This is a genomic window from Mesorhizobium sp. M0898 (genome assembly GCF_040319695.1).
In the GTDB taxonomy this organism is placed as follows: domain Bacteria; phylum Pseudomonadota; class Alphaproteobacteria; order Rhizobiales; family Rhizobiaceae; genus Mesorhizobium.
In genome coordinates this window covers 108,917-132,953 of sequence record NZ_JAMYOE010000012.1, presented here as the reverse complement: position 1 = coordinate 132,953, position 24,037 = coordinate 108,917, and the positions used below count along the sequence as shown (strand labels likewise).

30 protein-coding genes are annotated in these 24,037 nt (G+C 64.1%); 9 read left to right on the top strand and 21 right to left on the bottom strand.

Features of this window, described 5'->3' with window-relative positions; all coding sequences use genetic code 11:
- Window positions 1-351: 351 nt before the first annotated feature.
- From NKH90_RS15965 to NKH90_RS15945, 5 genes are all read right to left on the bottom strand, one after another.
- Window positions 352-996, bottom strand: a complete 645-nt coding sequence (locus NKH90_RS15965; RefSeq protein ID WP_352820043.1) for a hypothetical protein — start codon at window positions 994-996, stop codon at window positions 352-354.
- A 168-nt stretch (window positions 997-1,164) separates the two neighbouring features.
- Window positions 1,165-2,406 carry a DNA polymerase IV gene (gene dinB / locus NKH90_RS15960; protein ID WP_352820042.1) on the bottom strand — a complete coding sequence of 414 codons (1,242 nt, stop codon included), beginning with the start codon at window positions 2,404-2,406 and terminating at the stop codon, window positions 1,165-1,167.
- Between the two features lie 131 nt (window positions 2,407-2,537).
- Window positions 2,538-3,086, bottom strand: a complete 549-nt coding sequence (gene ybiA / locus NKH90_RS15955) for a riboflavin biosynthesis intermediates N-glycosidase (RefSeq protein WP_352820041.1) — start codon at window positions 3,084-3,086, stop codon at window positions 2,538-2,540.
- A gap of 98 nt (window positions 3,087-3,184) precedes the next feature.
- A complete protein-coding gene (locus NKH90_RS15950) occupies window positions 3,185-3,643 on the bottom strand; it encodes a GNAT family N-acetyltransferase (protein WP_352472143.1) in 459 nt (152 codons plus the stop codon).
- A 68-nt stretch (window positions 3,644-3,711) separates the two neighbouring features.
- A complete protein-coding gene (locus tag NKH90_RS15945; RefSeq protein WP_352820040.1) occupies window positions 3,712-4,080 on the bottom strand; it encodes a hypothetical protein in 369 nt (122 codons plus the stop codon).
- Window positions 4,081-4,257: 177 nt separating this feature from the next.
- Between NKH90_RS15945 and NKH90_RS15940 the strand changes: the two genes are divergently transcribed.
- Window positions 4,258-4,557, top strand: coding sequence for a hypothetical protein (locus NKH90_RS15940; protein WP_352820039.1), 300 nt, complete (start codon window positions 4,258-4,260; stop codon window positions 4,555-4,557).
- A gap of 219 nt (window positions 4,558-4,776) precedes the next feature.
- Here NKH90_RS15940 and NKH90_RS15935 read toward each other — a convergent pair whose 3' ends face one another.
- On the bottom strand, window positions 4,777-5,472 hold the full coding sequence (locus tag NKH90_RS15935; RefSeq protein ID WP_352457320.1) for an XRE family transcriptional regulator: 696 nt from the start codon (window positions 5,470-5,472) through the stop codon (window positions 4,777-4,779).
- An 82-nt stretch (window positions 5,473-5,554) separates the two neighbouring features.
- On the opposite strand from NKH90_RS15935, the gene NKH90_RS15930 reads away from it, so the two are divergent.
- From NKH90_RS15930 to NKH90_RS15920, 3 genes are all read left to right on the top strand, one after another.
- Window positions 5,555-5,953 carry a hypothetical protein gene (locus NKH90_RS15930; RefSeq protein ID WP_352820038.1) on the top strand — a complete coding sequence of 133 codons (399 nt, stop codon included), beginning with the start codon at window positions 5,555-5,557 and terminating at the stop codon, window positions 5,951-5,953.
- Window positions 5,954-6,022: 69 nt separating this feature from the next.
- Window positions 6,023-6,658: a high mobility group family protein gene (locus NKH90_RS15925; protein WP_352820037.1), complete on the top strand. Its 636-nt coding sequence runs from the start codon at window positions 6,023-6,025 to the stop codon at window positions 6,656-6,658.
- A gap of 65 nt (window positions 6,659-6,723) precedes the next feature.
- On the top strand, window positions 6,724-7,329 hold the full coding sequence (locus tag NKH90_RS15920) for a DUF6456 domain-containing protein (RefSeq protein ID WP_352472136.1): 606 nt from the start codon (window positions 6,724-6,726) through the stop codon (window positions 7,327-7,329).
- A 44-nt stretch (window positions 7,330-7,373) separates the two neighbouring features.
- On the opposite strand, the gene NKH90_RS15915 is transcribed toward NKH90_RS15920, so the two are convergent.
- Both NKH90_RS15915 and NKH90_RS15910 read right to left on the bottom strand, forming a co-directional pair.
- Window positions 7,374-7,685 carry a hypothetical protein gene (locus NKH90_RS15915; RefSeq protein ID WP_352467934.1) on the bottom strand — a complete coding sequence of 104 codons (312 nt, stop codon included), beginning with the start codon at window positions 7,683-7,685 and terminating at the stop codon, window positions 7,374-7,376.
- Between the two features lie 223 nt (window positions 7,686-7,908).
- Entirely contained in the window at window positions 7,909-8,226 is a 318-nt protein-coding gene (locus tag NKH90_RS15910) for a hypothetical protein (RefSeq protein WP_352453504.1), read from the bottom strand.
- 219 nt (window positions 8,227-8,445) lie between these two features.
- Between NKH90_RS15910 and NKH90_RS15905 the strand changes: the two genes are divergently transcribed.
- Window positions 8,446-8,703 carry a hypothetical protein gene (locus NKH90_RS15905; RefSeq protein WP_352472134.1) on the top strand — a complete coding sequence of 86 codons (258 nt, stop codon included), beginning with the start codon at window positions 8,446-8,448 and terminating at the stop codon, window positions 8,701-8,703.
- Window positions 8,704-8,958: 255 nt separating this feature from the next.
- Here NKH90_RS15905 and NKH90_RS15900 read toward each other — a convergent pair whose 3' ends face one another.
- The 3 genes from NKH90_RS15900 to NKH90_RS15890 all read right to left on the bottom strand — a co-directional run bounded on the left by NKH90_RS15900 (window position 8,959) and on the right by NKH90_RS15890 (window position 11,948).
- A complete protein-coding gene (locus NKH90_RS15900) occupies window positions 8,959-10,929 on the bottom strand; it encodes an acyltransferase family protein (protein ID WP_352820036.1) in 1,971 nt (656 codons plus the stop codon).
- A 192-nt stretch (window positions 10,930-11,121) separates the two neighbouring features.
- Window positions 11,122-11,343, bottom strand: a complete 222-nt coding sequence (locus NKH90_RS15895; RefSeq protein ID WP_023675660.1) for an alkylphosphonate utilization protein — start codon at window positions 11,341-11,343, stop codon at window positions 11,122-11,124.
- Between the two features lie 317 nt (window positions 11,344-11,660).
- Entirely contained in the window at window positions 11,661-11,948 is a 288-nt protein-coding gene (locus tag NKH90_RS15890) for a hypothetical protein (protein ID WP_352820035.1), read from the bottom strand.
- A gap of 260 nt (window positions 11,949-12,208) precedes the next feature.
- Here NKH90_RS15890 and NKH90_RS15885 point away from each other — a divergent pair, with 260 nt between their 5' ends.
- A complete protein-coding gene (locus tag NKH90_RS15885) occupies window positions 12,209-14,206 on the top strand; it encodes an AI-2E family transporter (protein WP_352820034.1) in 1,998 nt (665 codons plus the stop codon).
- Between the two features lie 124 nt (window positions 14,207-14,330).
- Here the strand turns inward: NKH90_RS15885 and NKH90_RS15880 are convergent, their stop codons facing one another.
- From NKH90_RS15880 to NKH90_RS15840, 9 genes are all read right to left on the bottom strand, one after another.
- Complete coding sequence (locus NKH90_RS15880; protein WP_352820046.1) at window positions 14,331-15,266, bottom strand: phosphatidate cytidylyltransferase; 936 nt, start codon at window positions 15,264-15,266, stop codon at window positions 14,331-14,333.
- Window positions 15,267-15,288: 22 nt separating this feature from the next.
- Window positions 15,289-15,951, bottom strand: a complete 663-nt coding sequence (locus tag NKH90_RS15875) for a lysophospholipid acyltransferase family protein (RefSeq protein ID WP_031211476.1) — start codon at window positions 15,949-15,951, stop codon at window positions 15,289-15,291.
- A gap of 8 nt (window positions 15,952-15,959) precedes the next feature.
- Window positions 15,960-16,388 carry a hypothetical protein gene (locus NKH90_RS15870; protein WP_352457312.1) on the bottom strand — a complete coding sequence of 143 codons (429 nt, stop codon included), beginning with the start codon at window positions 16,386-16,388 and terminating at the stop codon, window positions 15,960-15,962.
- Window positions 16,385-17,728: a phosphatase PAP2/dual specificity phosphatase family protein gene (locus tag NKH90_RS15865; RefSeq protein ID WP_352820033.1), complete on the bottom strand. Its 1,344-nt coding sequence runs from the start codon at window positions 17,726-17,728 to the stop codon at window positions 16,385-16,387. The genes NKH90_RS15870 and NKH90_RS15865 overlap by 4 nt, the downstream gene beginning before the upstream one ends.
- Before the next feature lie 2 nt (window positions 17,729-17,730).
- Window positions 17,731-19,518 (bottom strand): bifunctional alpha/beta hydrolase/class I SAM-dependent methyltransferase, encoded by a 1,788-nt coding sequence (locus NKH90_RS15860; RefSeq protein WP_352820032.1) that lies wholly within the window; start codon window positions 19,516-19,518, stop codon window positions 17,731-17,733.
- 26 nt (window positions 19,519-19,544) lie between these two features.
- Window positions 19,545-20,147: a CDP-alcohol phosphatidyltransferase family protein gene (locus NKH90_RS15855; RefSeq protein ID WP_352820031.1), complete on the bottom strand. Its 603-nt coding sequence runs from the start codon at window positions 20,145-20,147 to the stop codon at window positions 19,545-19,547.
- 109 nt (window positions 20,148-20,256) lie between these two features.
- Entirely contained in the window at window positions 20,257-20,934 is a 678-nt protein-coding gene (locus NKH90_RS15850) for a hypothetical protein (protein ID WP_352501215.1), read from the bottom strand.
- Between the two features lie 63 nt (window positions 20,935-20,997).
- Window positions 20,998-21,519 (bottom strand): Hsp20/alpha crystallin family protein, encoded by a 522-nt coding sequence (locus tag NKH90_RS15845; RefSeq protein WP_352541166.1) that lies wholly within the window; start codon window positions 21,517-21,519, stop codon window positions 20,998-21,000.
- Window positions 21,520-21,548: 29 nt separating this feature from the next.
- Window positions 21,549-22,025: an Hsp20 family protein gene (locus NKH90_RS15840; RefSeq protein ID WP_352453511.1), complete on the bottom strand. Its 477-nt coding sequence runs from the start codon at window positions 22,023-22,025 to the stop codon at window positions 21,549-21,551.
- Window positions 22,026-22,370: 345 nt separating this feature from the next.
- Here NKH90_RS15840 and NKH90_RS15835 point away from each other — a divergent pair, with 345 nt between their 5' ends.
- Both NKH90_RS15835 and NKH90_RS15830 read left to right on the top strand, forming a co-directional pair.
- Complete coding sequence (locus tag NKH90_RS15835) at window positions 22,371-22,583, top strand: hypothetical protein (RefSeq protein ID WP_245274651.1); 213 nt, start codon at window positions 22,371-22,373, stop codon at window positions 22,581-22,583.
- A gap of 136 nt (window positions 22,584-22,719) precedes the next feature.
- Window positions 22,720-22,983 carry a DUF982 domain-containing protein gene (locus NKH90_RS15830; RefSeq protein ID WP_352820030.1) on the top strand — a complete coding sequence of 88 codons (264 nt, stop codon included), beginning with the start codon at window positions 22,720-22,722 and terminating at the stop codon, window positions 22,981-22,983.
- Between the two features lie 114 nt (window positions 22,984-23,097).
- On the opposite strand, the gene NKH90_RS15825 is transcribed toward NKH90_RS15830, so the two are convergent.
- On the bottom strand, window positions 23,098-23,367 hold the full coding sequence (locus tag NKH90_RS15825; RefSeq protein WP_352457304.1) for an usg protein: 270 nt from the start codon (window positions 23,365-23,367) through the stop codon (window positions 23,098-23,100).
- A gap of 339 nt (window positions 23,368-23,706) precedes the next feature.
- Between NKH90_RS15825 and NKH90_RS15820 the strand changes: the two genes are divergently transcribed.
- Window positions 23,707-24,021, top strand: a complete 315-nt coding sequence (locus NKH90_RS15820; RefSeq protein WP_352457303.1) for a co-chaperone GroES — start codon at window positions 23,707-23,709, stop codon at window positions 24,019-24,021.
- The last annotated feature ends 16 nt before the right edge of the window (window positions 24,022-24,037 follow it).

The window sequence follows — 24,037 nt, the reverse complement described above, 5'->3', positions numbered from 1 at the left end:
CAAGCTCGAAAGCGCTTGACCTCAACATGCCGAATAGAGAAGTGCTTCAGGACTGCTGCAACCCGGACTTTTTCAACACTATCGGGTCATTTCCGGACCTTCGCAGGTTCTCGTCGAACCGGTGTTTCCTGCCGGCCCATGGGTTGGCCGTGCGGCCGGCACCGCCCTGGTCGCTTGGGGCGGCGCAACGCTTTTGGTCTGACGACCAGGGCCGCCTCGAATGTCGCATTTGCAGGAGGAGGCGGGCCCGGGCGGCACATCAGAACCGAGGTGGCCAGCAAGCAGGCCGCCCGGCTCGGGCGCGGCAGAATCAATCACACGTGAACCATTCGCCAACCGAGCGGGGACGCCCTAGTTGGTGGTGACTTGCGTCACCGCCACGCCGGTTATCCTGCCGTTCCCGGCTGTGTAGGTGAGCGTCTGCGTGACCGTGGCGTCCTTCTGGTCGGGAGACGAAGCAGGATAAGAGGCGGCGAAGCCGAAATGGCCGTAACGATCGGGCTTGGCGGCGCCAAATTTCGCGGCCACGTCGCTCAGCGGCGCTCCGACGCCGGGCGTATCGAGTTCAATAGCTGTCAGGCTGGCAGGCGCGCCGGCGCATCCTTCCGGCACCTTGCCTTCCGTGTTCGGCTGCAGGGCGACGGACAGGACACCGTCGTCGGAGCCACCCATCTCGCCGGATACGAACCAGAAGATCGACGGCGATCCGCCGGCGTCGGGGCCGGCATAGCAAAGCCAGTGGCGTGAATCTCCGGCGTCACCTTCATCGTGCATCGCTCCGCCGAAGGCTTTTTCGACATCGGCAAGCGTGGTTTCCTCAAGCTTTATCTCCAGCGGCCCGGCCTTGACCTGCTTGAATAGCGGGCTGGCCAGCGGCGAGTTGATATCGCCCAGGGATGGAATCGCCCGATCCGGGTTGAGCGGCTTGGCCAGCGTCGTTGCATTGGTCACCAGTCCGGCAACGATGAGTGCGAAATATCCGGCGTTCTGTCCCATGCCGATCTCCTGTCGTTCGAGGTGAAGGCGGAAGGATTTGCGAGCGGGTGCTACCCTGTCTGGCTGATACCCAAACCGGTGCACGACCAACTGGACCGAAGATAAATTCACAAGTCCGCAGCCTTCAACCTCATTCCGGCGACTTGGCAACCAAAGTGTAATCGAGGCTCACAATTCCTTTTCGGCCAGCTCGCGAAACGCGTCGGGAACCGATCGCCGCAGTCCGAGGGCGACCGAGGCGTAGCCGACCGCCTCCCAGCCGAAGCGGTCGCGGATCTTGTCGACGGCGCGATCCGCGGTCCAGCGCGCCGCGCCCTTGCTGGTGCCGGGGCGGCGGCGATCGTCGTCGAGCCCGAGCGGCAGTTCCAGTTGCAGGCCGGCATGCTGCTCCAGATGCGATACGGCGATCGCCAGCAGCGAGATTGTCTTTTCGTGCGGATGGTCGATGAGCACCTTGCGCACCAGCGCCTCGGCGATCTCGGCCAGCATGGCGGTTGCCGATATCGGCTGGTCGAGCGTGATCGAGCGCGTCACCGAGCGCAAATCGGCAAAGCGGACGCGAACCGTCACCGTGCGGCCGGGCCGGGATTTCGCCCGCAATCTTGTGGCGACCCTGTCGGCCAGATGCAGCAAAGCGGGCACGAAGACTTCCTCGTCGGCCGGTTTTCGGCCAAGCGCCGACTGCGCACCCGCCGAGCGCGCCCGGCGCTGCGTCTCGAGCTTGCGCGGATCGCGGTTCCACGCCAGCGCGTTGAGTTTCTCTCCCGCCGCCGACCCGAGCAGGCGCTCAAGCGCCCCACCATTGGTCTTCGCCAGCTCGCCGATGGTGTTGACGCCGATGCCGGCCAGCCGCTGCCTGGTGACCGGGCCGACGCCCCACATCAGCTCGACCGGCAGGTGGTGCAGGAACTCCAGCTCGTGGCGCGGATCGACCACCACCAGCCCGTCCGGTTTTGCGACCTGTGAGGCAATCTTGGCCAGATGCTTGGTGCGGGCTACGCCGACCGAGATCGGCAGGCCGAGCTCGGCCCGCACGCGGCGGCGGATCTTGCCGGCGATCTCGGCCGGCGAGCCGAACAAATGGGTGCAGCCGGCGACGTCGGCAAAGGCCTCGTCGATCGAAATGCGCTCGACCACCGGCGTGAAATCGCCAAGCACCTTGATTGCCGCATCGCCCAGCCGCTGATAGTCCTTGAAATGGCCGCCGACGAAGACGAGTTGCGGGCAGAGTTCCCGCGCCCGCCGTCCCGGCATACCGCCGCGCACGCCGAACGCCTTGGCTTCATAGGATGCGGCAAGCACTACCCCGCCGCCGACGGCAATCGGCTTGCCGCGCAAGGCCGGGTCGAGCAACTGTTCGACCGAGGCATAGAAGGCATCCAGATCCGCGTGGAGGATGTTGGCTTCCATCCGGCCCGTTCGCCCGCGGCGGTTCGAACGCCGCATTGTCTCGAGTTGTGATGAGAACATAAAGAGAACATTTTGGGTGGATTGTCAAGCAGCGCGGAGGCTGCCGCAGATGACGAGCGCGCGGCAAATGTTCAGCCGCGCAACCGATCGCGGGCCTGCATCAGCGCGAATCCCAACAGGTTCTCGCCACGCCACAGCAGCGGGTTCACCGCCCTCTCGTCATCCGCCGCAAGGCCGATACCCCACACCCGGTCGACAGGGCTCGCCTCGACCAGCACCCGGTCATGCGTCGACAACAGATATTCGCGCAGCGCCGCGTTCTGACGGAACTTCTGAAAGCTCCCTTCACTGACGATGCGATATTTGTCTGCATCCCATTTGGTGCCATCGAAGCCGCTCACCTGGCGGCCAAGCTGCTTTGCCTGCTTGGGGCTCGCCGCCCTGAGGATTTGTGTTGCCGTCGGAACATCACCGAACAGTCGTGCCTTCTCGGCCATCATCCAGTGTTCGGCAGTCGGATAGCTCAAGCCATCGACGGTAAAGGGCGCATGCCACCACTGGCTGAAGCACGACGTGGTTATTCGGCCGTCCTTAGACGGCTGATGGCCCCAGAAGAACAGGAACTTCTGCCGGGGCTTTGCGCGAAAGGTTTTCTCAAGCCAGGTTCGGTCGTAAATCATGGGCGGATGGAGCAGGGCGAAAGGCCGGCTTGTCAATGCTCCATCCATAGTGGGTAGCGAAGATGAGCGGTGGGCGCTGAATGCGATGAAATGCTGATCTACAGCGCCATCTTGTAGCCGAGATGACTGGCGGTGAAGCCGAGGCGCTCGTAGAAAGCGTGCGCCTCCCGTCGACCTTTGTCCGTGGTGAGCTGGACGAAGCTGCAATTGCGCGAACGGCATGTTTCAATCGCCCATTCGATCATCAGCTTGCCGACGCCGCGCGAGCGCCATTGCCGGGCGACGCGAACGCCTTCGATCTGGCCGCGCCAGGCACCTTTTCTCGAAATGCCTGGAAGGAAGCTGAGCTGCAGTGTTCCGACCACTTGCCCGGCGTTGACGGCGACGGCCAGCAACTGGTTGGGATCGGTATCGATTGCGCTGAAGGCATCGAGATAGGATGGCGCAAGCGGCGTGGACGGGTCTTCCCGGTCTGCGCCGAGCACATCGTCGGCAAGCATTGCAACGATCGCCGGCAGGTCGGGCGCCTGCGCGCGACGGAATTCGATCTCACTCATCGCGTGGAGACATACGGCGCGGTGTCGGCGATCGCAATATCCGTTTTGACAGGGAGGCCCGCGCGCCTTCAGGTCGCCTCGAGCGCCCAGAGGCGGTGGCCGTAGCGGCGGAAGAAGCGGGCGAAGAGGTGCTGCTGCCTGGCGCGGGTGAGGTCGGCGGCGCGCCTTTCCTGTCGCCAGTGCGGCATGTTGCGGAACATCGACAGGAAGCGGGCGACATCCTCGAGTGCCTCCTCGGCTGACTGCGCCGGGCGGATCGCCGCCAGGAACAGAGCGCGGCTCGGCTTCATCCGGTCGATCGCCGCCTTGCGCTGGCGATGACCCTGGCGTGCCTTGCGGATGCCGTCCTGGCGGATGGCCGCGAAAGCGGCAAGCATGGCCGGGCTGTCGCCGCTATAGCCGCAGGCATGGGCGAACTGGGCTGGGTCCATCGTCATTCCCTTGCTGCCGGCCGGCCGCGGTTCTGTTGCTCGCGCCGATTCCAGTCCTCGCCACGTATAAGCATAACTCAAATAATTGAACAAGTGAAACTTTCACGTTGATGTAAGCGGAACCGACTCGACTCCGCTCCAAAAACCGATAATGTTGCGAACAAAGCAGGAACAACGATGGGGATGACCATGGCATTGGCAGGCAAGGAAGCGACGATCGCCGATGTTGTCTCGATTGCCGTCGAATGCATCGACTGCGGCCGTAACAGGTGGTGGAAGCCGGCCGAGCTCAAGCGGCATGGGGTGAGGCCGGAGACACCGCTGGCCGCACTTTCGGGGCGCCTGATCTGCAAGGCCTGCCGGGCCGACGGCCTGCCGGGCGCCGCCGTCTCGATCCAGGCCGCCTTCATCGACGACCGGCAACGGACCCGCGCCGAGGCGCGCCTGCTCAACGGTCGAGAGCTGCAGTCGAGGCGGGCTTGAGGGGGCGGGCGTGCTGCTCTTCCCTTCTCCCCTTGTGGGAGAAGGTGGCCGAGCGAAGCTCGGTCGGATGAGGGGTGTTGGACGGATCGCTACCTTGATGGCGTAAGTGCTTAAAAATCGCTTCTACATTTCCTCCGCCGCGTTCCTTCCAGCACACCTCATCCGGCTCGCGCTGTGCGCCGATCCACCTTCTCCCACAAGGGGAGAAGGCAACAAGCCTCAATACCCCAGCAGTTCCTTGAGCGGGATGACGCGGAAGACGTTCTTGATGGCGTAGCGGTTGAAGGACAGCGTCTTGGGCGGGTTGTACTGTTCGACGATCAGCTCGGCGGCGGTGCGCTTGACCAGCTTCTTGATGAAGGCTTTGCCGTTTTGCTCGTTCTCCTCGGGCAGGGTCTCGATCACCACATGGTCGCCGGGCAACGCTTCGCGGCCGCCGCAATAGATCATCTCGCCGGGCTCGTAGCGCGGCACCATCGAATCGCTCAGCACGTGCAGCGCAAACACATTGCGCAGATGCCGGATCCCCGGCGGCCGCTGGACATAGCCGGCCGGCTGGCCGTTGAAGGTGAAGTCGCCATCGTCGCCGCCGACGGCGGTGCCGAGAAGCTGGATGTCCATCGGCCCGGCGGGCAGGGGGCCGGGATCGGTGACGATCTCGGCATCGGCGACCGGTCCGGCATCTTCGAGGAAAACGACCTCGCCCTTGCCGAGCGCCACCGGGTCGACGCGCAGGAAAGCGGCGGTCTTCAAAAGGTTCTCGGTCTTGGGCAGGTTGCGCCCGGTCTCCCAATTGCCGACGGCAGCGACGTCGGTGTCGTTGTGCTCGGCAATGTGACGCATCACCAGGCCGCGCTGCTTGCGCGCCCGGCGGATCGCCGCTCCGACCTTGATCGACAGTGCAGTTTTCGCCATGGCTCCATCTGAGGCATAAGATTCGGTTTCGTCTATGCAAGAATCGCTTGCATTATGATTTGAGTTATGCTCTTATGTAGGCATGCACAAGTCGCTTCGCCAGCTTTCGGTCCTTGAATCCGCCGTTCAGCGCGCCGGCAGCGCTCGCCTGGAGGCGGTAGCGCAACCGATCGCCGGGGCCATGCATGTGCCAACCCTGTCCCCCTCGTCGCGGCTGTCCTCCTCCCCGGCCGGGACGATGCCCGAGGCTCGCGCCTCGGATCCGGCAGCCCAACCGGCCGGAACGGCCGGAGCCGTTCCCCTCACGGCTCCGGCCACGAATTGCCTGCCGGCCGGCAATGCGGAAGCCGCGGTTTCCTGCATCCGCACCGAAGACGGCACGGTCATCGCCTTCGACGAGCGGACGGGCAAGGCAGTGTCCGGCGCAACAAGGCAGGCGGCCGAGATGAAGCTCGATCGCAGCAGACCACGCGAAGGCTGACCGGCCTTCGAGCCTGAGGCCGGCAAAGCCGGCGCCGCACACAACCATTTTTGCAGGGAATGAAACATCATGGCCGCCCGCTATTCCGCCTCGGAACTGGAACAAATCGAGAACTGGCTGATGGGCGGACTGTCGGCCGCGAAGATCGCCACCCGGTTGACCGCGCTGCGCGGCCGCCCGGCCTCGCGTGCAGCCATCATCGGCATCGTCCACCGCACCGCCCGTTTGCGCACCATCGGCCTTGCCAGATCCAAGGGCTGGTGTGGCGGACGCTCTGGGGGCCGGCTCGGAATTTCGGCGCCTGAGCCATCAAGCACTGCTGATCAAGCGGAGTCGGCTCCGAAGGCCGAGCCACGCTGCCGCCCGGCAAGGCTGTCGGCCAGGCTGGCGCCGCCGGCCTGGCAGCCGGGTCCGGCTCGGATCACCGGGACCGACGGCGCGCCGCTCGAAATGCCGGCGCCGCGCCCGATCGCCGCCGGCGGTCGCCAGCCGCATTTCGGCGCCATGCGCTTCATCGATTGCCTGTTCGAGCGCTGCCGCGCGCCGCTCGATACGACGCTGCAGGAGGATGCGGAAAACGACGCTCCCGGCAGCCGGCCAGGTTTGGACATGCTGTGCTGCGGAATGCGCACGAACCCATCGAAAAGCTACTGCGCCTATCACGCGGCGCGCTTCCTGCGCACGCTGCCGGCCGAAGCGATTTGAGCCCGCTGCAATGAGGCTGGAAGTTAGCCAGAGCCCGACGACCAAAACCCAGGAGGACCGAGCCGATGAGCACCAAAACCGCCCAAAAGGTCAAAGCCAGGCCACCGAGATTGCCGAAAGGCGAGGCCGAGCAGGTGCGCATCCGCAAGGAGATCGGCCATGATTTCGCACTGAAGGACGACCGGTTCGGCCGCAAGCGGCTGGCGAAGGGGACGCAGGAAGGAGCGCGCCTCTATGAGGTCTCCAATGACGGCCACACAGCGACCGGCGGCATCGTGCGGGTGCGCAACGTGGACCCGCTGAGCGGCCTCACCTCGCTGTCGCGCCAGCAGCGCGAGGCGGGCATGCGCTACCGCCAGGATTTCCGCAACTCGTCCGAGGCAACCGCCAAGCCGATGGCCTGGGCCGAGCGCGTCGACGGCGGCCGCACCGGCAGCGGCGTCGCCGAACACATCCTGTCCGCCGGCCGCGACCATGCCGAGGCCACCAGGGCGCTTGCCCACTGGGAGATCGCCGGCATCGTGCAAAAGGTCTGCTGTGCCGACGCAACGGTCAAGAGCCTGGCCGAACAGGCCGGCGAGCCGCGCGACGTGGTGGTGAAACTACTCAAGATCGGGCTCGACATATTGGCCGTGCATTACGGCATGATGCTGATGCGCAAGCCGAGGTGAGAAGCCCCGCCGATCCGGCCGGCACTACCGGCCGGATCGATCCGTCAACGACGGCAGACACGGATTCTTTCGATAATCCGGTGGTGATGACGCCAGTGCCTGATGACTTCGGTGTGGCAGCGCCGGTGGTACCGGTACCGGTAGCGCGGCGCGTAGTCCTCGTTATAGACATCATAGCGGTAACGGGGAACGTACTCATCGTCGTAATCGGAATACCGATGGTGGCGATAGTAATAGTCGTCGTCGTCATAGCCGTTGCCGATGCCGATCGTGACGCTGCCGCCGGCATTCGCCGGGCCGATCACGGAAGCCGCCGATGCGATGGCGATCACCGAGGCAAGCAGGAGCTTCTTCATAGCTACCTCCTTCTTTAACGTCCCTCTAATAGAAAAACCCCCGAGGGGCAGCCTCGTTCCATAGATTGGCAAGATGTAACGAACGGACGAGCCCGAAGTTTAGCGCCTGCTGGCGCGAAAACGCCGCTGGCTGCGCCGGGGTCGGATCGTCGACGCAGCGTGGCCGCTCCTCTCATCAAACAGCGGCAATCGCGCGTCAGTCCCGTTTTTTGCCGACGTCTGCCTACAGAACATGGCCCAATTCCAGCAAAACGAACGCGGTCGCACCCAGCACAGCGAGGGCGTAGGCCGCATAAAGAACAAGCAGCATTACCTCAAAGTCCCGGACGAAGCTTGCGGCAATCCTGGTCTCCTTAGGCTCTGCTTTCTCGATGCGGTCGGTTTCCAGCTCCTCCGTTGCCACGACGAGGCAGACAATCCTGTCGTTGTCGGCCGCCTGCAATATCCGTTCCGTCAAATCGACTGCAATCACTGGATCATCGGCCAACTGATCCCGCGATAGCCGGCTTTCAGTGACGGTCTGGATTTCACGCTTTCTCACGCACGCATAATTGCGTTGACTAAATTAGGTTCCACTAAAATATATAGATTGCCTCGACCCGATCACGACGTGGTGAGGCGTGAGCCCAGCTGGGCGGGGAACCGCCGCCCGAGGTCCGCATTTGTCGACTGTCGGGGCGAATCGCGATCCGCATCCTCCGATCAAAGGGCGCGGGCTTCTTCATAGGCTGCTACGATGCGCCGGTGCTGGTAGATCGCAATGCTAAAGCCGCCAAACCTTCATATCGCGAACGCAGCGCCGACGTCTTCGGTGCTGACCGGTTATGACGAAGATCGCATGCTTACTTATATCCGGCTGCTCGACGCTTCGGCGGAAGGAACGGACTGGCGCGAGGTCGCCCGCATCGTCCTGCATCTTGATCCGGAGCGGGAGCCGGAGAGGGCTTTCCGGGCGTGGGCGACACATCTGGCGCGTGCACGATGGATGACCAGGAAGCGGAACGAGTTGCGCCAGTAGCATAAAGAGCGGTGCGGACGAGCACCCTGACATTTAAGCGGAACTGCCGTTTCGGTCTGGCCGTTGAGGGAGAAGGCCAACATGGAAAAGCGCCCAATGACTTCTTGGCGAGCCAATACTTTCGAGCTGTGCTGCCTTCTTGCAGTTCCGCTGTCGCTTCTCCTTACCGTTTTCCTGGCGGGTCTCATCCTTAGCTGACCCCCGCATGGTTGCTTGCCGAGGGGCTGGGTCGTGATCCGACAAGATCCGGAACCGTTACTTTACAGCCGCCGCCATCACATCCGAAAACAGCGCCCGCTCCACTGCCGGTTCCAGCGTTTCGGCGAATGGCGTCGCCAGGTGGTGGCGGTCGCGGAAGGCTAGTTTGCCGTCGATGAAGACGTGGCAGGTGGTCTGGTCGCAAAAGCGGTCGGTCATGTCGATGTAAGCAGCGTTCGGTGTCGAGCGCACGATATCGCGCTCGATGGTGGCGATGTCGTCGTTTGCCGCCATGATCCGCGGCGTGTCGCATGTCGCGGGCGTCTGGCCCCGCCACAGCGCCCGCGCCACGCATTTGTCGGCGTAGCTTGCATTGTAGGGAACGTCCCTGATGACCGCGACCTTGATGCCGGCCTGGCTGAAGGCCTGAAGCGTCCAGGTGAGGCCCGTCCGCCACTGCGCTTGCCAGTCGGCGTGCTTCAACTCCTCGGGCGATTCCTTCATCACATTGCCGATCGAGAACTCCGAGATCACCACCAGTTGCGGGTGGAGCGCGATGATGTCCTTGACCGACTGCTCGCGCCATTGGTCGCATTCGGTGTAGTCGCGCTTCAGCCGCCAGTTCCAGGTCGTCACCCGCGAAGCCCGGCAGGAGGATTTGAGAAAGGTGACGACGCGAAAGTTGTTCTTCTCGGCCGCCTTGATCAGCGGCGTCGACCAATGGTCGGCATGGGAGTCGCCGAACAGCACGACCGAGCGCTGGGCATCCTTGCGGCCGAACATGCAGGGTTTTGGCTTGACGGTCTCGAAATCGAGCACGCAGCCGCCATTGCTCGCGCGCACAGTAGAGAGCTGCGCGGCGCTGTCGGCGATGACGTGCTGTTCGGGGCTGAGATTGTGCTCGGCAAAGCGCGCATTGCCATAGGCCGCGACCACGCCGGCGCCGGTCAGCGCGACGGCGGGCACCAGCGCCCGCGCTGCTCCGGCCATCAGCCAGCCGTTGCGGCGGATCGGGTTCTCGATGAAATGATAGGTGAACATCGACAGAAACAGCGTCAGCGCCGCGCAGGCAAGGCGGTCCAGGATGGACAGACCGGGAACCACCATCGCCGCATAGACGATGACCGGCCAGTGCCAGAGATAGAGCGAATAGGACAGCCGGCCCAACCATTGCATGGGCGGCAGCGCCAGCACGGCGCTCGGCAGATTGCGGCCGCCGCTGCCGCTGAGCAGCAGCAGCACGGTGCCGACAACAGGCGCCAGCGCATTCACCCCGGGAAACGGCGAGTCTTCGTCCAGCATCAGATAGGCCCAGGCGATCAGCGCCAGACCGAGGCATGCCTGGAGCGTGGCCAGCAGCGGCCGGTCGCGCCAGATCTTTGCCGGCGCCATGGTCGCGAGGCCGCCGGCGGCGAATTCCCAGGCCCTGAGCGGCGAGAAATAGAAGGCCCAGGGCTGCGACACTTCCGTCAGCCAGGCGCAGGCGGCGAAGGAGGCCGCGCCGGCGACGCCGATGACGATTATAGCGGCGCGCTTGCCGGGACGCAGCCAGGCGGCGGCAAGAAGCAGCGCCGGCCATGCCAAATAGAACTGTTCCTCGACCGAGAGCGACCAGAAGTGGATGAACGGGTTGTTGGTGGCGTCGGCGGCGAAATAGTCGAACGACCAGCGGATCAGCCAAAGGTTGATCATGTAGGCGGAGGCGAACATGGCGCCTTTCGAATAAAGCGCCTGTTCCTCCGGCGACAGGATGAAGTAACCCGCGAACAGCGTGGCGAGGATGACGAACAGTGCCGCCGGCAACAGGCGCCGGGCGCGCCGGGCGTAGAAGCGCCAGAGGTTCAGCCGCCCGGTCTCGGTAATTTCCGTAACCAGGTGGCGGGTGATCAGATAGCCGGAGATGACGAAGAAGATGTCGACGCCGGCAAAGCCGCCGGGCAGGCCGGACAGACCAAAATGGAAGGCGATGACACCCGCCACCGCCAGCGCGCGCAGCCCTTCGATGTCAGGCCGAAATGATGCCGACACAATCACCTCGTGCAAGGAATGCCCACCTCGCAGAGGCTCGACCCGATGCGACGATATTGCAATGCAACAAATCTAACGCAGTGCAACATAGGGGGAGGGCGCGGCTCCTCCAGTTCTTCGCGTGGGCGGTTCACTCACACGAGCGATTCGAGAGCGACTGATATGGAAGCGAAGCGAAGGGTGCCGAGGCGATCACGCCTTTTTCAAAAACTCGGTCTTCAGCACCAGGCCCTTCACCTGCCTGGTGCTGCATTCGATCTCGCCGGGATTGCCGGTGAGGCGAATATTCTTCACCAGCGTGCCGCGCTTGATCGTCTCCGACGTGCCTTTGACCTTGAGATCCTTGATCAGGGTCACGGAGTCGCCCTCGTGCAGCGCCGTGCCATTGCTGTCTCTTATGATCGCGTCGGTCATGGCAGGTCTTTCGTGGGACTCCGGTGGGAGGTGGTCGGGCCAGTCCCCCGCCTATCCCACGCTCGGCGACAAGGTCAAGCGTCAAGCGGGGTCAAGCGTCAACCGGGCCGTCCGCCAATACTATGCGGGAACGGCCGACCGGAAAACCCAGGTTGCAAGCAGACGGTGCCCCTGGACCATAATGTCATTGCCGCTCCGGCCGGCGTCGCGATTTCAAATGGCTAGGCACCCGCCGGTATGAGTGCGGACTGGAAGGTCGCGAAAGGGCCGCCCGCCCTTTCGCTTGGCCCCCATTTCGCTTGGCAAGAAGCCGACGGTTACTTGTTGAGCTGCTTGGCCATCTTGCAGAAGGCGGCATGCATCTTGGCAATGCCTGCGTCGCTGCATTCCTTCAACATCATGGCCCGGTCGCTCGTGGACATGGCCATCCATGCCGCCTTGAATTCGGCTTCCGACTTCATGGTCTTCATGCCGGCGTCGGTGAAGAAGGGCGTCATTTTCTGCGGATCGTCGAGCGCCGAAGTGCCAGTGGCACCGGCGGCAAGCGCTGCGCCGGTCATCATCGAAAGGGCCATCGCGCCCATGCAAAGCGTCTTGAAGTTCATGATCATTCCTCCTGAGCTGCTGCTTTGAGGTTGTCCATCAGCGATCTACGAAGGAACGGTGTTTTGACCCAAAAGTTCCACGTTCTGGCGCAGACATGGAACAGGATTGCCCGTGACGTCATTAATGCAAAAAATTCTACCATGACTGAATTTGCCGCGCTGCCGACCAGGGCAATCGGCGTCCAGCTGGGTGAGACGCTGCGAAGTTGCAGGCCGGCTCAATATGCCCGATCATGGCGACGGCGGAGCGGAGGTATCAAGTGGCGGCAAATCGTCGAAACGACGCGCACCTGTCGGAGCCCCGGCGGGCGGGCATCGTTTCCGCGGCCAGGGCGCTTCCGCGCACATCGTTGCCCAGCGTAGCGTCGGTCGTGACGGCCGTCGCGGCGCTCTATTTCGGGCGCGAGGTCTTTCTGCCGATCGCAATCGCGCTGCTGCTTACCTTTGCGCTCGTGCCCATGGTGTCGGCACTCAAGCGAGCCGGCATTCCGCGTCTTCCGGCCGTGATCGCCAGTGTGCTCGGCGCATTCACCGTGCTGGCGCTGTTCTCCTTCATCGTCGCCACGCAGGTCAGTGAACTGGCGCAGAACATTCCGCTCTACCAGGCGAATATCCTGACCAAGGTCCGGTCGCTCAAGGAAACCGGCGTCGGCGGCGGCATCGTTTCCAGATTGAGCCGGGTGATCGAACGCGTCGGCCAGGAACTCGACAGACCCGAGCCCGTACAACCCGCCGCCGATCAGCCTCCGCGGGAACCGATCCCGGTCGAAATCGTCGCGCGCGAACGACCGCTCGAGGTCCTCCAGAATCTGATCGGCCCGCTGCTGAGCCCGCTGGCATCGGCCGGACTGATCGTCGTGGTCGTCATATTCATGCTGCTCGAGCGGGAGGACCTGCGCGATCGCTTCATACGCCTCGTCGGCTACGGCGATCTGCATCGAACCACCGAGGCGCTGCAGGATGCCGGCAAGCGCGTCGGCCGCTATCTGCTCATGCAACTGGTCGTGAACATCGTCTATGCCGTCCCGATTGCAATTGGACTTTGGCTGCTGGGCATACCCAATCCATTGCTGTGGGGTTTGCTGGCGCTGGCGCTGCGCTTCGTTCCCTATATCGGCCCAGTCATCGCGACGCTGTTGCCTCTGTTCCTGGCGCTTGCCGTGGCGCCCGGCTGGTCGCTCGTGCTCTGGACCGCAGGGCTTTTCGTCGTGGTCGAACTGATCACCGGCAACGTGATCGAACCCTGGCTCTACGGCTCGCGCACCGGGCTGTCGCCATTGGCCATCATCGTTGCGGCGATATTCTGGACCTGGCTCTGGGGGCCACTGGGCCTGGTTCTGTCGACGCCGCTCACGGTCTGCCTCGTCGTGCTTGGCCGCCATGTGCCGCAGTTCGAATTCCTCGACGTTCTGTTCGGCAACGAACCCGTGCTCGAACCGCACGCCCGGCTTTACCAGCGGCTGTTGGCCGGCGATCCCGAGGAAGCGACGGACCATGCCGAGGAGATGCTGGACGAAGAATATCTGGTCGAGTTCTACGACAAGGTCGCGATTCCCGCACTTCTGCTCGGCGAGCAGGACCGGGTGCGTGGTGTGCTGAGCGACGAGCAAAGACAGCAGGTCGCGGGCAGCGCGCTGACGATGGTGGCGAACCTCGACGACAGCGCGCAGGAGGAGGCGGAAGCGGACGACACGGCCGCGGCCGAGGACAACGGCTCACGCGAGGACAAGCACGTTCAGGGGGAGGTTCAGGGCGAGGAGTACACCGAACTGCCGGATGGCACGGGCATGTCGGTGCTGTGCGCCGGAGGGCGCGGCGAACTCGACGACGCGGCGGCCGCCATGCTGGCCCAGGTGCTCGAGGTCCAGGGCGCTACGGTGTTGAGAGCGAGCTTCGCCGAGATGGAACCGGGGAGCATTCGCCGCCTTGAGCTCGACGCCGTCGATAGTGTCGTCATCGGATTTTTGAACCGGGATTCCGTCAAGCACGGGCGGTTTCTGGTCCGTCGGCTGAAACGCGCCAAACCAAGGTTGCGAGTGGGCATCGTGTTGTGGTCGGAAGCCGACAGCGACAACCAGGAGGCAGATGCCAGATTGGCCAACGAGATCAACGCCGATTTCGTCGCACATGGCATGGCAGGCGCGGTCCTCGGTGCGTTGTCCAGCGCTCCGCCGGTGGCGCTGAAGACCACCGCCAAACGCCGCATGCGCCGCCTGACGCCGGCGCGCAAGAAAGAGCCGCTCGCCGCGGCAAAATGAGCGCGGCGAAGACCGCGGCAGGTTGGGTTATTACCGCTTTCGCGAAAGTGGTAATAACGAAACGGCTCAGGTCATCTTCGCAAGGTCGCCCTGAACCGTCCGCCGCGGCAAACGGCGCCAACCTTCATACAGTCCAGAAATAGCGCACCGTATGGAAGAAGACCGGAGCGGCGAAGACCAGGCTGTCGGCACGGTCCATCATGCCGCCATGGCCTTCGATCAGATGGCCCCAGTCCTTGACGCCTTGATCGCGCTTGATGGCGGAGGCGACCAGCCCGCCAAGGAAGCCCATCAGGCAGGCGATGAAGGCGACGCCGGCTGCCTGCAGCGGCGAAAACGGCGTCAGGAACGACAGCAGCGCGCCGAGCAGGCTCGACGCCGCCAGCCCGCCGACCAGCCCCTCCCAGGTCTTCGACGGCGAGACCGTCGGCGCCAGGAGATGCCGGCCGAACAGCTTGCCGAAAATATATTGCAGCACGTCGCTGCCTTGCACGGTGATGATCAGGAAAGCGATCAGCAAAAGGTTGCGGCCTTCGAAGCCTGGCACGTCGAGCGTCAGCAGTGCCGGCACGTGGCTGACGCAGTAGACCGAAATCATCACCGCCCATTGCTGCGCCGAGACGCGCTCGAGAAAGCGTTCGGTGTCGCCGTGCAGCGCGGTGATCGCCGGCATCAGCAGGAAGCAGTAGACCGGGATGAAGATGGTGAACAGGCCATACCAGGCGGTCCACACCAACCAGTACTGGAACGGGATGACGATGCCGAACATGCCGAGCAGCACCCAGTGGTCGCTGCGGCGGCTGTGCGTCAGCGTCACGAATTCGCGCAGCGCGGCGAACGAAATCAGCGCGAACAGGATGGTCATGCCGGGGCGGCCGAAGAAGAAGGCGACGGTGATCGCCACCACCATCACCCACCAGGCATTGATGCGCTGGGTGAGGTTGACCAGCGTCGGCGACAACGGCTTTGGCGCGCGCCATGACAAGACGCCGGCGACGACGCTGGCGCTGATCAGCACCGCCAGCAGGCCGACAATCAGAATGAGGGTTTCGTGCATCATCGGCAGCATTTTGCCTTGGTCCTCAATCGTCTCGCTGCGGCCGGGGGTTCAGCGCCAGCAGCGTTTCGCGGGCGCGGTCGAGAAAGGCGCGGCGTTCCTCACCCGGTTGAATGGCGATCGGCGCGCCGAAGACGACGCGGCAAAGCAGCGGCACCGGCACGAATTGGCCCTTGGGCAGCACCCGCGACATGTTCTCGATCCAGCACGGGATGAGCTCGACATCGGGCCGCGCCATCGACAGATTGTAGAGGCCGGAGCGGAACGGCAGCAGCGGTTCGTCGGTCATGTTGCGCGTGCCTTCGGGAAACAGGATCAGCGAATGGCCCTGGTCGAGCACCGACAGCATGATCGAGATCGGGTGCTGCGTTTCATCCGTCCACTGCCGGTGGATCAGCACGGAAGACAGCATGTCCTCGGCAATGAAACGGCGCAGCCGCGTCTTGCTCCAATAATCGGCGGCCGCCACCGCATGGGTACGGGCGCGCTCCTTCTCGCTGAGGCAGGCCGACAGCAGGATGAAATCGCCGTGGCTGGCATGGTTGGCGAAGTAGATGCGCTGCCGGTCCGATGGCTGGCTGCCGTTCCAGATCGGCCGCACTCCGGTGACTACCCAGGCCAGTGCTGACAGGCCGACCGAGGTCACCGTCTGCAGCAGGGTATAGGTGCTGACGCGAAGCTTTGTCATGGACGGGCTCAAAAGAATGCCGCGACGACCGAGGCCGCCGCGAACAGGCTGAAGGCGATACGCTGCTTGGCGAGCAGACGGCGCGTGCCGGCCATCCGCTGGTCGAGCGAGCGGCCACCGGCCGCCGTGGGTTTCAGCCGCATGCGCGCCAGCACGTCGTCGATCGCCGCAGCGCCGCCTGCCTCGCTGGCGTGGCTGGCCATCAGCCGGAACAGCAGCGCGTCAAACAAAAGCAGGGCCGAGAGAATAATTGTGGCTATGGCACCCGCGGCGGCGATCAGCCAGGCCGCCGCGGACAGCGACGATGTTTGCGGCGCAGCCGCCAGGCCGATGACCGGCGCCGCCAGCAAGGCAGCAGCAATCAACAGCAGCGGCCACGCCACCTGCACCATCAGTCCGGCGGCGAACGTCTCGGCCTTATCTCGAAAAGCAGTCATGTCGCCGCGTCCATGCCAAGATGCACAGGCCGGCCCGCGGCGGCGAGCTGGCCTCGCGCCTGATCCGACGTGGCGGCCCGGCCGCTGGCGACCAGCCATTCGGCGACGACGGCGGCGCTGCGCTGGAAGCCGAGCGCACAGCAGACCAGCACCGTGCCCTGGCCCCGCGCCGTCTCGATCGCCGCCACCGCTTGCGCACGCGCCTCGCGAGACGGCGGCAAAAGGTCGACCATGGGCAGGCTCAGCCAGCGGATCGAGGCGCCACGCGGCCGTTCCAATTCGCCGGCAAGGTCGATCACCGTGCCGAAGGCGTCGGCCTCGGCGGCGGTCGGAAAACGGCCAAGGGAAACACCGTCGGCGATGACGATCTGCGCCGGGAGCTTTCGCGTCCATGCCCACACATTGACCTTGGCGGCAACCCGGTAGGGCCACAGCAGAAGACGGCTGGCCAGCGACACGCGGCCATCGGCTGTTTTCTGGAACACCTTGGCGCCGGCGCCGGCATAGGCGAAAGCGACTATGGCCAGCGCCAGTGCCGGCCACAACAGGATGAGCCATAGCGCCGAGACCAATGCGCCGGCAGCAGCGCCGGCCAGCGCAAAGGCTGCGCCAAGCGCATAGAACAGCGCCAGAAGCCGCGCTTTCGGGTCCGCGGTCAGGCGGAAGCCGGCGAAAGGCAAGGCGCCGTCGCGCGGAAACAGCCACAGCGCGAAAAGACCGAGCAGCGCGCCGGTCGGTATGTCGATGAAATGGTGCTGCCACGTCGTCAGCACCGAGGCGCCGATCAGGAAACACCAGACATGCCAGGCGACGCCGGCGATGCCGGTCAATCTGTGACGCCAATGGTCCCAGATGATGACCAGCAGCGCGATATGCAGCGACGGCGCCTGGTTGAAGGGTTTGTCGAAGCCGCCGAGCACGGCGAACATGAAGCCGGGCAGGCCGCTCGTCTGCGGGCGCACGAACGTGGCAGTCAGCGGGAACAGGATGAAGCAGGCGACGGCGACGATCTGCGCCGTCAGATAGCGGCCGGCAAGGCGGTCGACGCCGCTCTTCGAATTGTTCAACAGCAACGACAAGCCATAGAACAGGTTGATCGACCAGTAGGGCACGATCGTCCAGGCAAGGAACGGGATGCCATGCTCCCAGCCAAAGACGATGCTGCCGACGTCGTCGCGCCGCGACGCCAGCCAGTTGGCGAAGCCGTAGGTGGCGTAGAAGAACGGCGCCACAAATGCCAGCCACAATGCGGCGCGCAGGACGATCCCGGGATACGGCTCGCGCGGCAAGGCCGGAAGGGCAGGGGCATCGCGAGGTGAGGCACAGGCAGGCAGATCCATGCTCAGACGTGCCGCGCGACCGAAACGGTGAAGATGCCCCACTGGTCGATGCGCTGGTCGAGCTTCTCGAAGCCGGCGGCCGCCACCAGCTGGTCCATCTCGGCCTGCGTGCGGCGGCGCATCACCCAGGCCTGGCCGCCGCGGTGCGAGGTCAGGCTGCGCGCGATCATCTCGAGCTGCGGATGCCAGGGCTGGTTGGTGTAGACCAGCAGGCTTCCGGGCTGCATGGCGCTGGCCAGTCCACCGAGCGAGCGGGCGATCATGGCATTGTCGGAAAACAATTCGTAGAGCCCCGAGACGATGGCGAGATCCGGCGCCGGGTCGAGCCCGGCCAGCATCGTGGCGTCGAAGGCGTCACCTTGATGGAACGAGACGGTCGCCGGCAGCTTGCGCTCGGCGATCAGCTTGCGGCCGAGCGAGACGTTCAGCTCGGAGAAATCCTGCAGCCGTACGCTTGCCGGCGGCGCGGCGCCTTTCTGCACGGCATCGAGCACGTAGCGGCCATGGCCGGCGGCGATATCGACGATATGGACCGGCCGGCCGGCGGCCTTGAGCGAGGCGGCGGCGCTGCCGATCAGCTCCTCCAGATGCAGCTTGCGCTGGCGGATGCCGCGCCAGCCGACGGCATCGAGAAAGGTGCGGTCGATCATGCGGCCGATGGGGCTGATGCCGCGCGCCTCGTTCTCATAGACATAGTCGAGCGTCGAGCCGGAATCGAAGCCGGTGGCAATCCCCGTCTTCATGCCGGACGACAGCCAGGCGCCCATGCGGATCGAGGCGCGGCTCATTGCCCAGTAGAGCCCCTTGGGAGACAGCAGCGGCAGCGGCGAGGCCAGCCGGTCGGCCTCGTCGCGTGTGTAGCCGGCACGGTCGGCCTCGGTCAGGTCGACCGGCTTTTCCGGCGCTGTGAACTGCTTTTCGAGGAAAGGCCTGATCAGGTCGAGTGCCTTGTGGCGGTCGCGCTCGCCCAGCGTGTCGTGGAAGAAGCCGGGCAGCACGTGCCGCTCCTTGGCCGGGCTCGCCAGATTGACGAAAAACTCGTGCTGCGGTCCATGGCGCACCACCCAGTCGCTGCTGGAGATCAAAAGCTGTGTCGGCACGGTGATGGCGCGGGCGTCGGCGACGATGCGCGCGGCATGGTCGTAGAGCTCGACCAGGATGTTGGAGGCGATCGGCCGGGTGATCAGCGGGTCGGCGTCGAAGGAGGCGATGCGCTCGGGGTCATGCGTCAGGAATTTCGCCTTGACGTAGGAATTGACGAAGAAGCGGCCCTTCAGCTTCTGCCACAACGCAATGCCCTGCTTGGCGAAGGGTACGTAGAGCTTGACCGAGAAGGCCGGCGAGGCCAGCACCAGGGCACGAATGTCAGGCGCATAGTCATGCACCCAGGCGGCGGCAAGCACGGCGCCGAAGGATTGCGCGATCAGCGCGATGTCGCGCCGGGCAAAGCCGTCGCTGCTGATCTCGCGCACGAAGCAATCGATGTCGCGCACCAGCGCCGCAAACGACGGCGCATAGCCGCGTTCGCCGGCGGAGCGGCCATTGCCGCGCGCGTCCCAGGCATAGAAGGCGTGATCAGGCATCTGCAGCTCGTCGACCAGATGCGCCATGCGGCCGCCATGCTCGTGGCCGCGATGGAACAGCAGGATGGCGCCCTTGCGGTTTTCCGACAGCGCCGGCCAATAGCGGTAGAAGATCTCGGTGCCGTCATGGCTCTTGAAGCTGCGCTCCTGCGCCACCCGCTCGATATTGGCTGAAGCCACTGCGGCAACCGTCTGTTGGTGAAGCATGTTGTTCTCCCTGGCGAGACCGGAATTCAGCTGCCGCTCCCGTTAAGGCCGCTGCGTATCCGGTTGATGGCGGTCGCCAGCGAGAGTGTAGCCATGGCCGGAAACACGAGCGGCGTGAGCGCCGGGACCCACAGGCCGGACGCGATAAGCACGGCGAGGATGCCGAGCGCCAGCGCCCGGTCGCTTTTGCCGAACGGGCCGGCATAGTTGCGCCCGGTTCCGGCGGCGATGCCGAGCACGCCGGCGAACTCCGCGATCATAGCCGCGATCGCGAATGCAACGACGCCCCAGGCAGGAAAAATGACGGCAAAGGCCAGGATCAAAGCGAGATCGGAGACGACATCACAAAGCTCGTTGAGATACATGCCGAGCTTCGAGGCCTGGCCATGTTCCCTTGCGAGCATGCCGTCGATGGCATTCAGCGCCATTCGCGCAAACAGCACGAGCGGCATCAGCAGAAAGACCGCGCGATGGCCTGCAAGGACTGCCACCGCAAGGCCGGCGGCGAGCGAGAGGGCAGCGGCCAGCAGTGTGATCTGGTTGGCGGTGACGCCGGCCCTGGCCAGGCCATCGGCAAGCGGCCGCAGCCTGGCCTGGAAGGCCGGTTTCAGCGCATAAAGCGTCGGCATATGCGAACCCCCCGGCCGCGGTGCAAATGATGTTGGCGAGGATGGTCAATTGGCGCGCAAGACGCAAGGGCGGCGCCCTGCCACTTTTCGACATCCGGATATGTCGGCGCTAGCTTTCCCTGCCATTGTTGCCCGGGAACCGTGCGGGCAAGCTTTCTTCGGCCGCCGCCCAGGCGCGACTATGATAGCGCCGCAGGATGAGAATGCATGTCGCGAAGACCGCCAGCCCGCAAATCACGCCGGGCGACATGCCCCCGCCGAAAGCGGACTTAACAACGATGCCGGTGAAGACGCCGGCAATGGCGCCGTTGATCGTGCCCACCATCCCCGCGGTGGTCATGAAATATTGCAGCGGCGAGGGTCTGAGGCCCTTGTCGACCAGCACCGCCGAGGGGTCGTCATGCGTGGAATTGACGAGGTATCTTTGCAGGACCGGCGCCAGTTCGACGAAATAGTGGCGGATCCTGGCCATGCCGCGGGCATGCACCATGTCCTCGATGGCAACCTGCACCGCGCGCACAAAGGTGACCAGTCCGATGAAGAAAAGGCAAGGCAGCAAGATCAGGCTGAACAACACGAACGGCCTGCCCATCTCCGTGACCTGCGCGACGAAGGACAAGGCAATCGTTGCGCTTGAGACCGAGGTCAGGAACAGATCGGCTCTCTGGTTCGCTTCCTGAATGGTCGCGGCGCGAGCGTTTTGCAGCACGAAATGCTCGGTCGTCAGGCACTGCAGGGCGTGCTGCGCCTGGTCAGGCGGAACCGGAGCGTCGGGAGAACGGGTCATCGACATTTGCCCGCTTCTGCCCGCCGGAACCGGCAGGCAGAAGGGGCGTCGTCCTACGAGCCGTCAGGACTTGCCGTCGCCGCCGGTGATGGCGATACGCTTGGCCTTTGCCTGGGCGCGCTCCGTCTTGGGCAGCGTCACGCTGAGCACACCGTTCCGGAACGCGGCGTTCACCTTGTCTTCGTCGACTTCGTAGCCGAGCGGGATACGCCGCTCGAAACGGCCATAGAAGCGTTCGGAGAACTGCCTGTCCTTGTCCTCGGTCTCTTCGCGCTTCTCGCCGCGCAGCGTCAGCACACCGTCATCGAGCAGCAACTCGACGTCTTTCTCGTCCATGCCGGGGATCTCGGCGGTGACGCGGATCTCCTTTTCGCTATCGGAGATTTCGACACTCGGCCAGCTGGCGCGGGCAGCGGAGAAGCCACCGAGCGACGGCAGCCTCGTGTCGAAGCCGCGGAACGCCTCGTCGAACAGGCGGTTCATTTCGCGATGCAGCGTCAGGAAGGGATCGCCGTCGCCGTTGCGGAACAGGCTGGGGGGCTGATTGTTCTCCCGGCCCCACGGAATGAGATCACGAATAGCCATTGCATAGTCTCCTTTCTCGACTGGTGCATTCAGGCAGCCTGCTTGTTTGCTTCGCCCTGCGCGACCTTCGGCCCGGTCTTCGGCGAGGCGACATCGGTCGCGATGGCGATGCGCCGAGGCTTCATCTCCTCTGGCACCTCACGTACCAGATCGATGCTGAGCAGGCCGTTGTCGAGCGAGGCGCCTGCGACCTTGACGTGATCGGCAAGCTCGAAACGGCGGGTAAAGGGCCGTGTGGCGAGGCCATGATGCAGATACTCCGCGTTGTCCGGCTCCTTGTGCTGGCCGGAGACAATCAGGAGGTTGGGTTCATGAGTGATTTCGAGGTCGTCCTCGGAAAACCCGGCTACGGCGATGGTGACGCGGTAGTTGTTCTCGCCGCTGCGCGCGATGTCATAGGGCGGCCAGGCGTCGAAGGCCTGCGGAGCATTTTCCAGCAGGTTGAAGACGCGGTCGAAGCCGATGCTCGACCGATAGAGCGGGGAAAAGTCGAATGCGGTTCTCATAGCTACATCCTCCATCGAGCAACATAGATACGAGGGGCGCCAAAGAGCTGGCGCTCCCTGGTTCCGCCGGCCCCATTTCGGCGACCGGTGCCTTCGATCTGGTTATTGTCCGCCGCAAGTCAAGACCCGGTGGCTCTCGCGTTGCCGGTTTTTCGGGCCGGTTTTCGATCGGTTCGGCGAGGCTGCCAATCTCGCCACAAGTGGGGAGATGTCCGGCAGGAGATCGCCTGTCTGGTTTCAATTGCCAACGCTGACTTCCCCGGCCGGTTATTGTCTGCAGCAGGTCAAGACCCAGATTTCTTGTGTTGCCGGGCCCGTTCCCGGCACTCGCAGATGGAGCTGACCATGACACGCGACGAGATCATTTCTGTGCTGGGCCCGGTCGACGAAGCCGTGATCGCCGACATTGCGGCGACGGACGGGACGGTCCAGGAATTGCGCGAGGCCCTGGCCTGGATCGCCGCCGACGAGGCGCTGGTGAACGAGGGCCGACCGCTGCCGACGGCAAGGGTAGCGACGCTGATCGAACTGCTGCAAGGGCCGGACGAGGAGGAATAACCGGCTGTTGCGCGATGCTCTTGAACCGCGCAAGGGGACGAACCATGTCCTTCAGCGGCGCCGGCCGGCCGCCGGTGCCGCCAGCACAACGTTGCTTGCTCAAACAAGAAGACGATCAGAAAACAAGGAGGAAGTGATGGACGACGTCCGCTTCGCCGAGCCGATCACGTTGAAATTCCAATCCAGCGAGCGCAAGGTCGCCAGCAGTTGGGAAGCCATCGAATGCATGCGCCAGCAGTGGCCGGACCGTGCACGCGGCCGGAGCTGGCGCACCGCCTATCGGACCTGCCGCGATGCGCTCGACGGCTGGCGCACCGCGCGTGATGCGCGCAAGGCCTTCGTCAGGGCGGCGCGCAAGGCTGGATTGCTCGCCCGCAAGCCTGTCGACCACGCCGGCTAGTCCGGACGCCCTCCGATATTGTGAGATCCAAAACAAGTGGGGGAGAGTCAGCTACCTCTTTCCCCCGCTTCGGAGGCACTTTGTTTGCTGTCTGGCGGCAGATCGGCTTGCTCCTCAGTGGACGGTGATAATGCCGTTTACGGCCCGCCATTCGGACGGTTGGATCAGACGGTGATGAGCCACGCGCACCGAATGCAGCGGGCCTTCGATCTCGCGCTCCCAGAAATCGAGGAAATGCTTCAGCGTCGGGAAATCAGGGGCGATATCGTATTCCTGCCAGATATAGAGCTGAAGCAGGCTTCGATGATCGGGCAGACGGTAGTGGATCTCCGCCGTGGTGAGGCCAAACCCTTGCATCTGGAGCTGAAAGTCCCTGCTGGTCATGCAATCCTTCCTTTCCCAATGAACCTCGGTCTGCAAAACGCCTCGCCTTCCACATAGGTTCCAGCCGCCGGCAAGCGGCTCAGGAGACGGACAGATTTGGAAATCCGGCCGGGTCATCGCGCCGGAAACGGCGAATGTGCGAACAATTACAGCGTATTGGCACTCTCAGGCGTCGAGTGCTAAAATTTTTGCATGATCCTCTTGAAAGCTGAAAAAAGCGCGACTAGTTCGTATGCGCGCGATGCTTGAAGAAGGGATCGCGCACCCCGTGCCGGGCCGATATTGCCGGTCCGGTCAGGAGGATGTTCGAAAATCTGTTTGTCCCGAGAGGAGAACGACATGGCGTTCCGTCCATTGCATGACCGCATCCTGGTCCGCCGCATCGAGGTCGACGAAAAGACCGCGGGCGGCATCATCATCCCCGACACCGCCAAGGAGAAGCCGCAGGAGGGCGAGGTCATTGCCGCCGGTCCGGGCGCGCGCGACGACAGCGGCCAATTGCAGCCGCTCGACGTCAAGGTCGGCGACCGCATTTTGTTCGGCAAATGGTCCGGCACCGAGATCAAGCTCAATGGCGAGGATCTGCTCATCATGAAAGAGAGCGACGTGCTGGGCGTGATCGAAGCCACGGGCGAGATGAAGAAGGCTGCCTGAGCGGGGCCTGAACAAG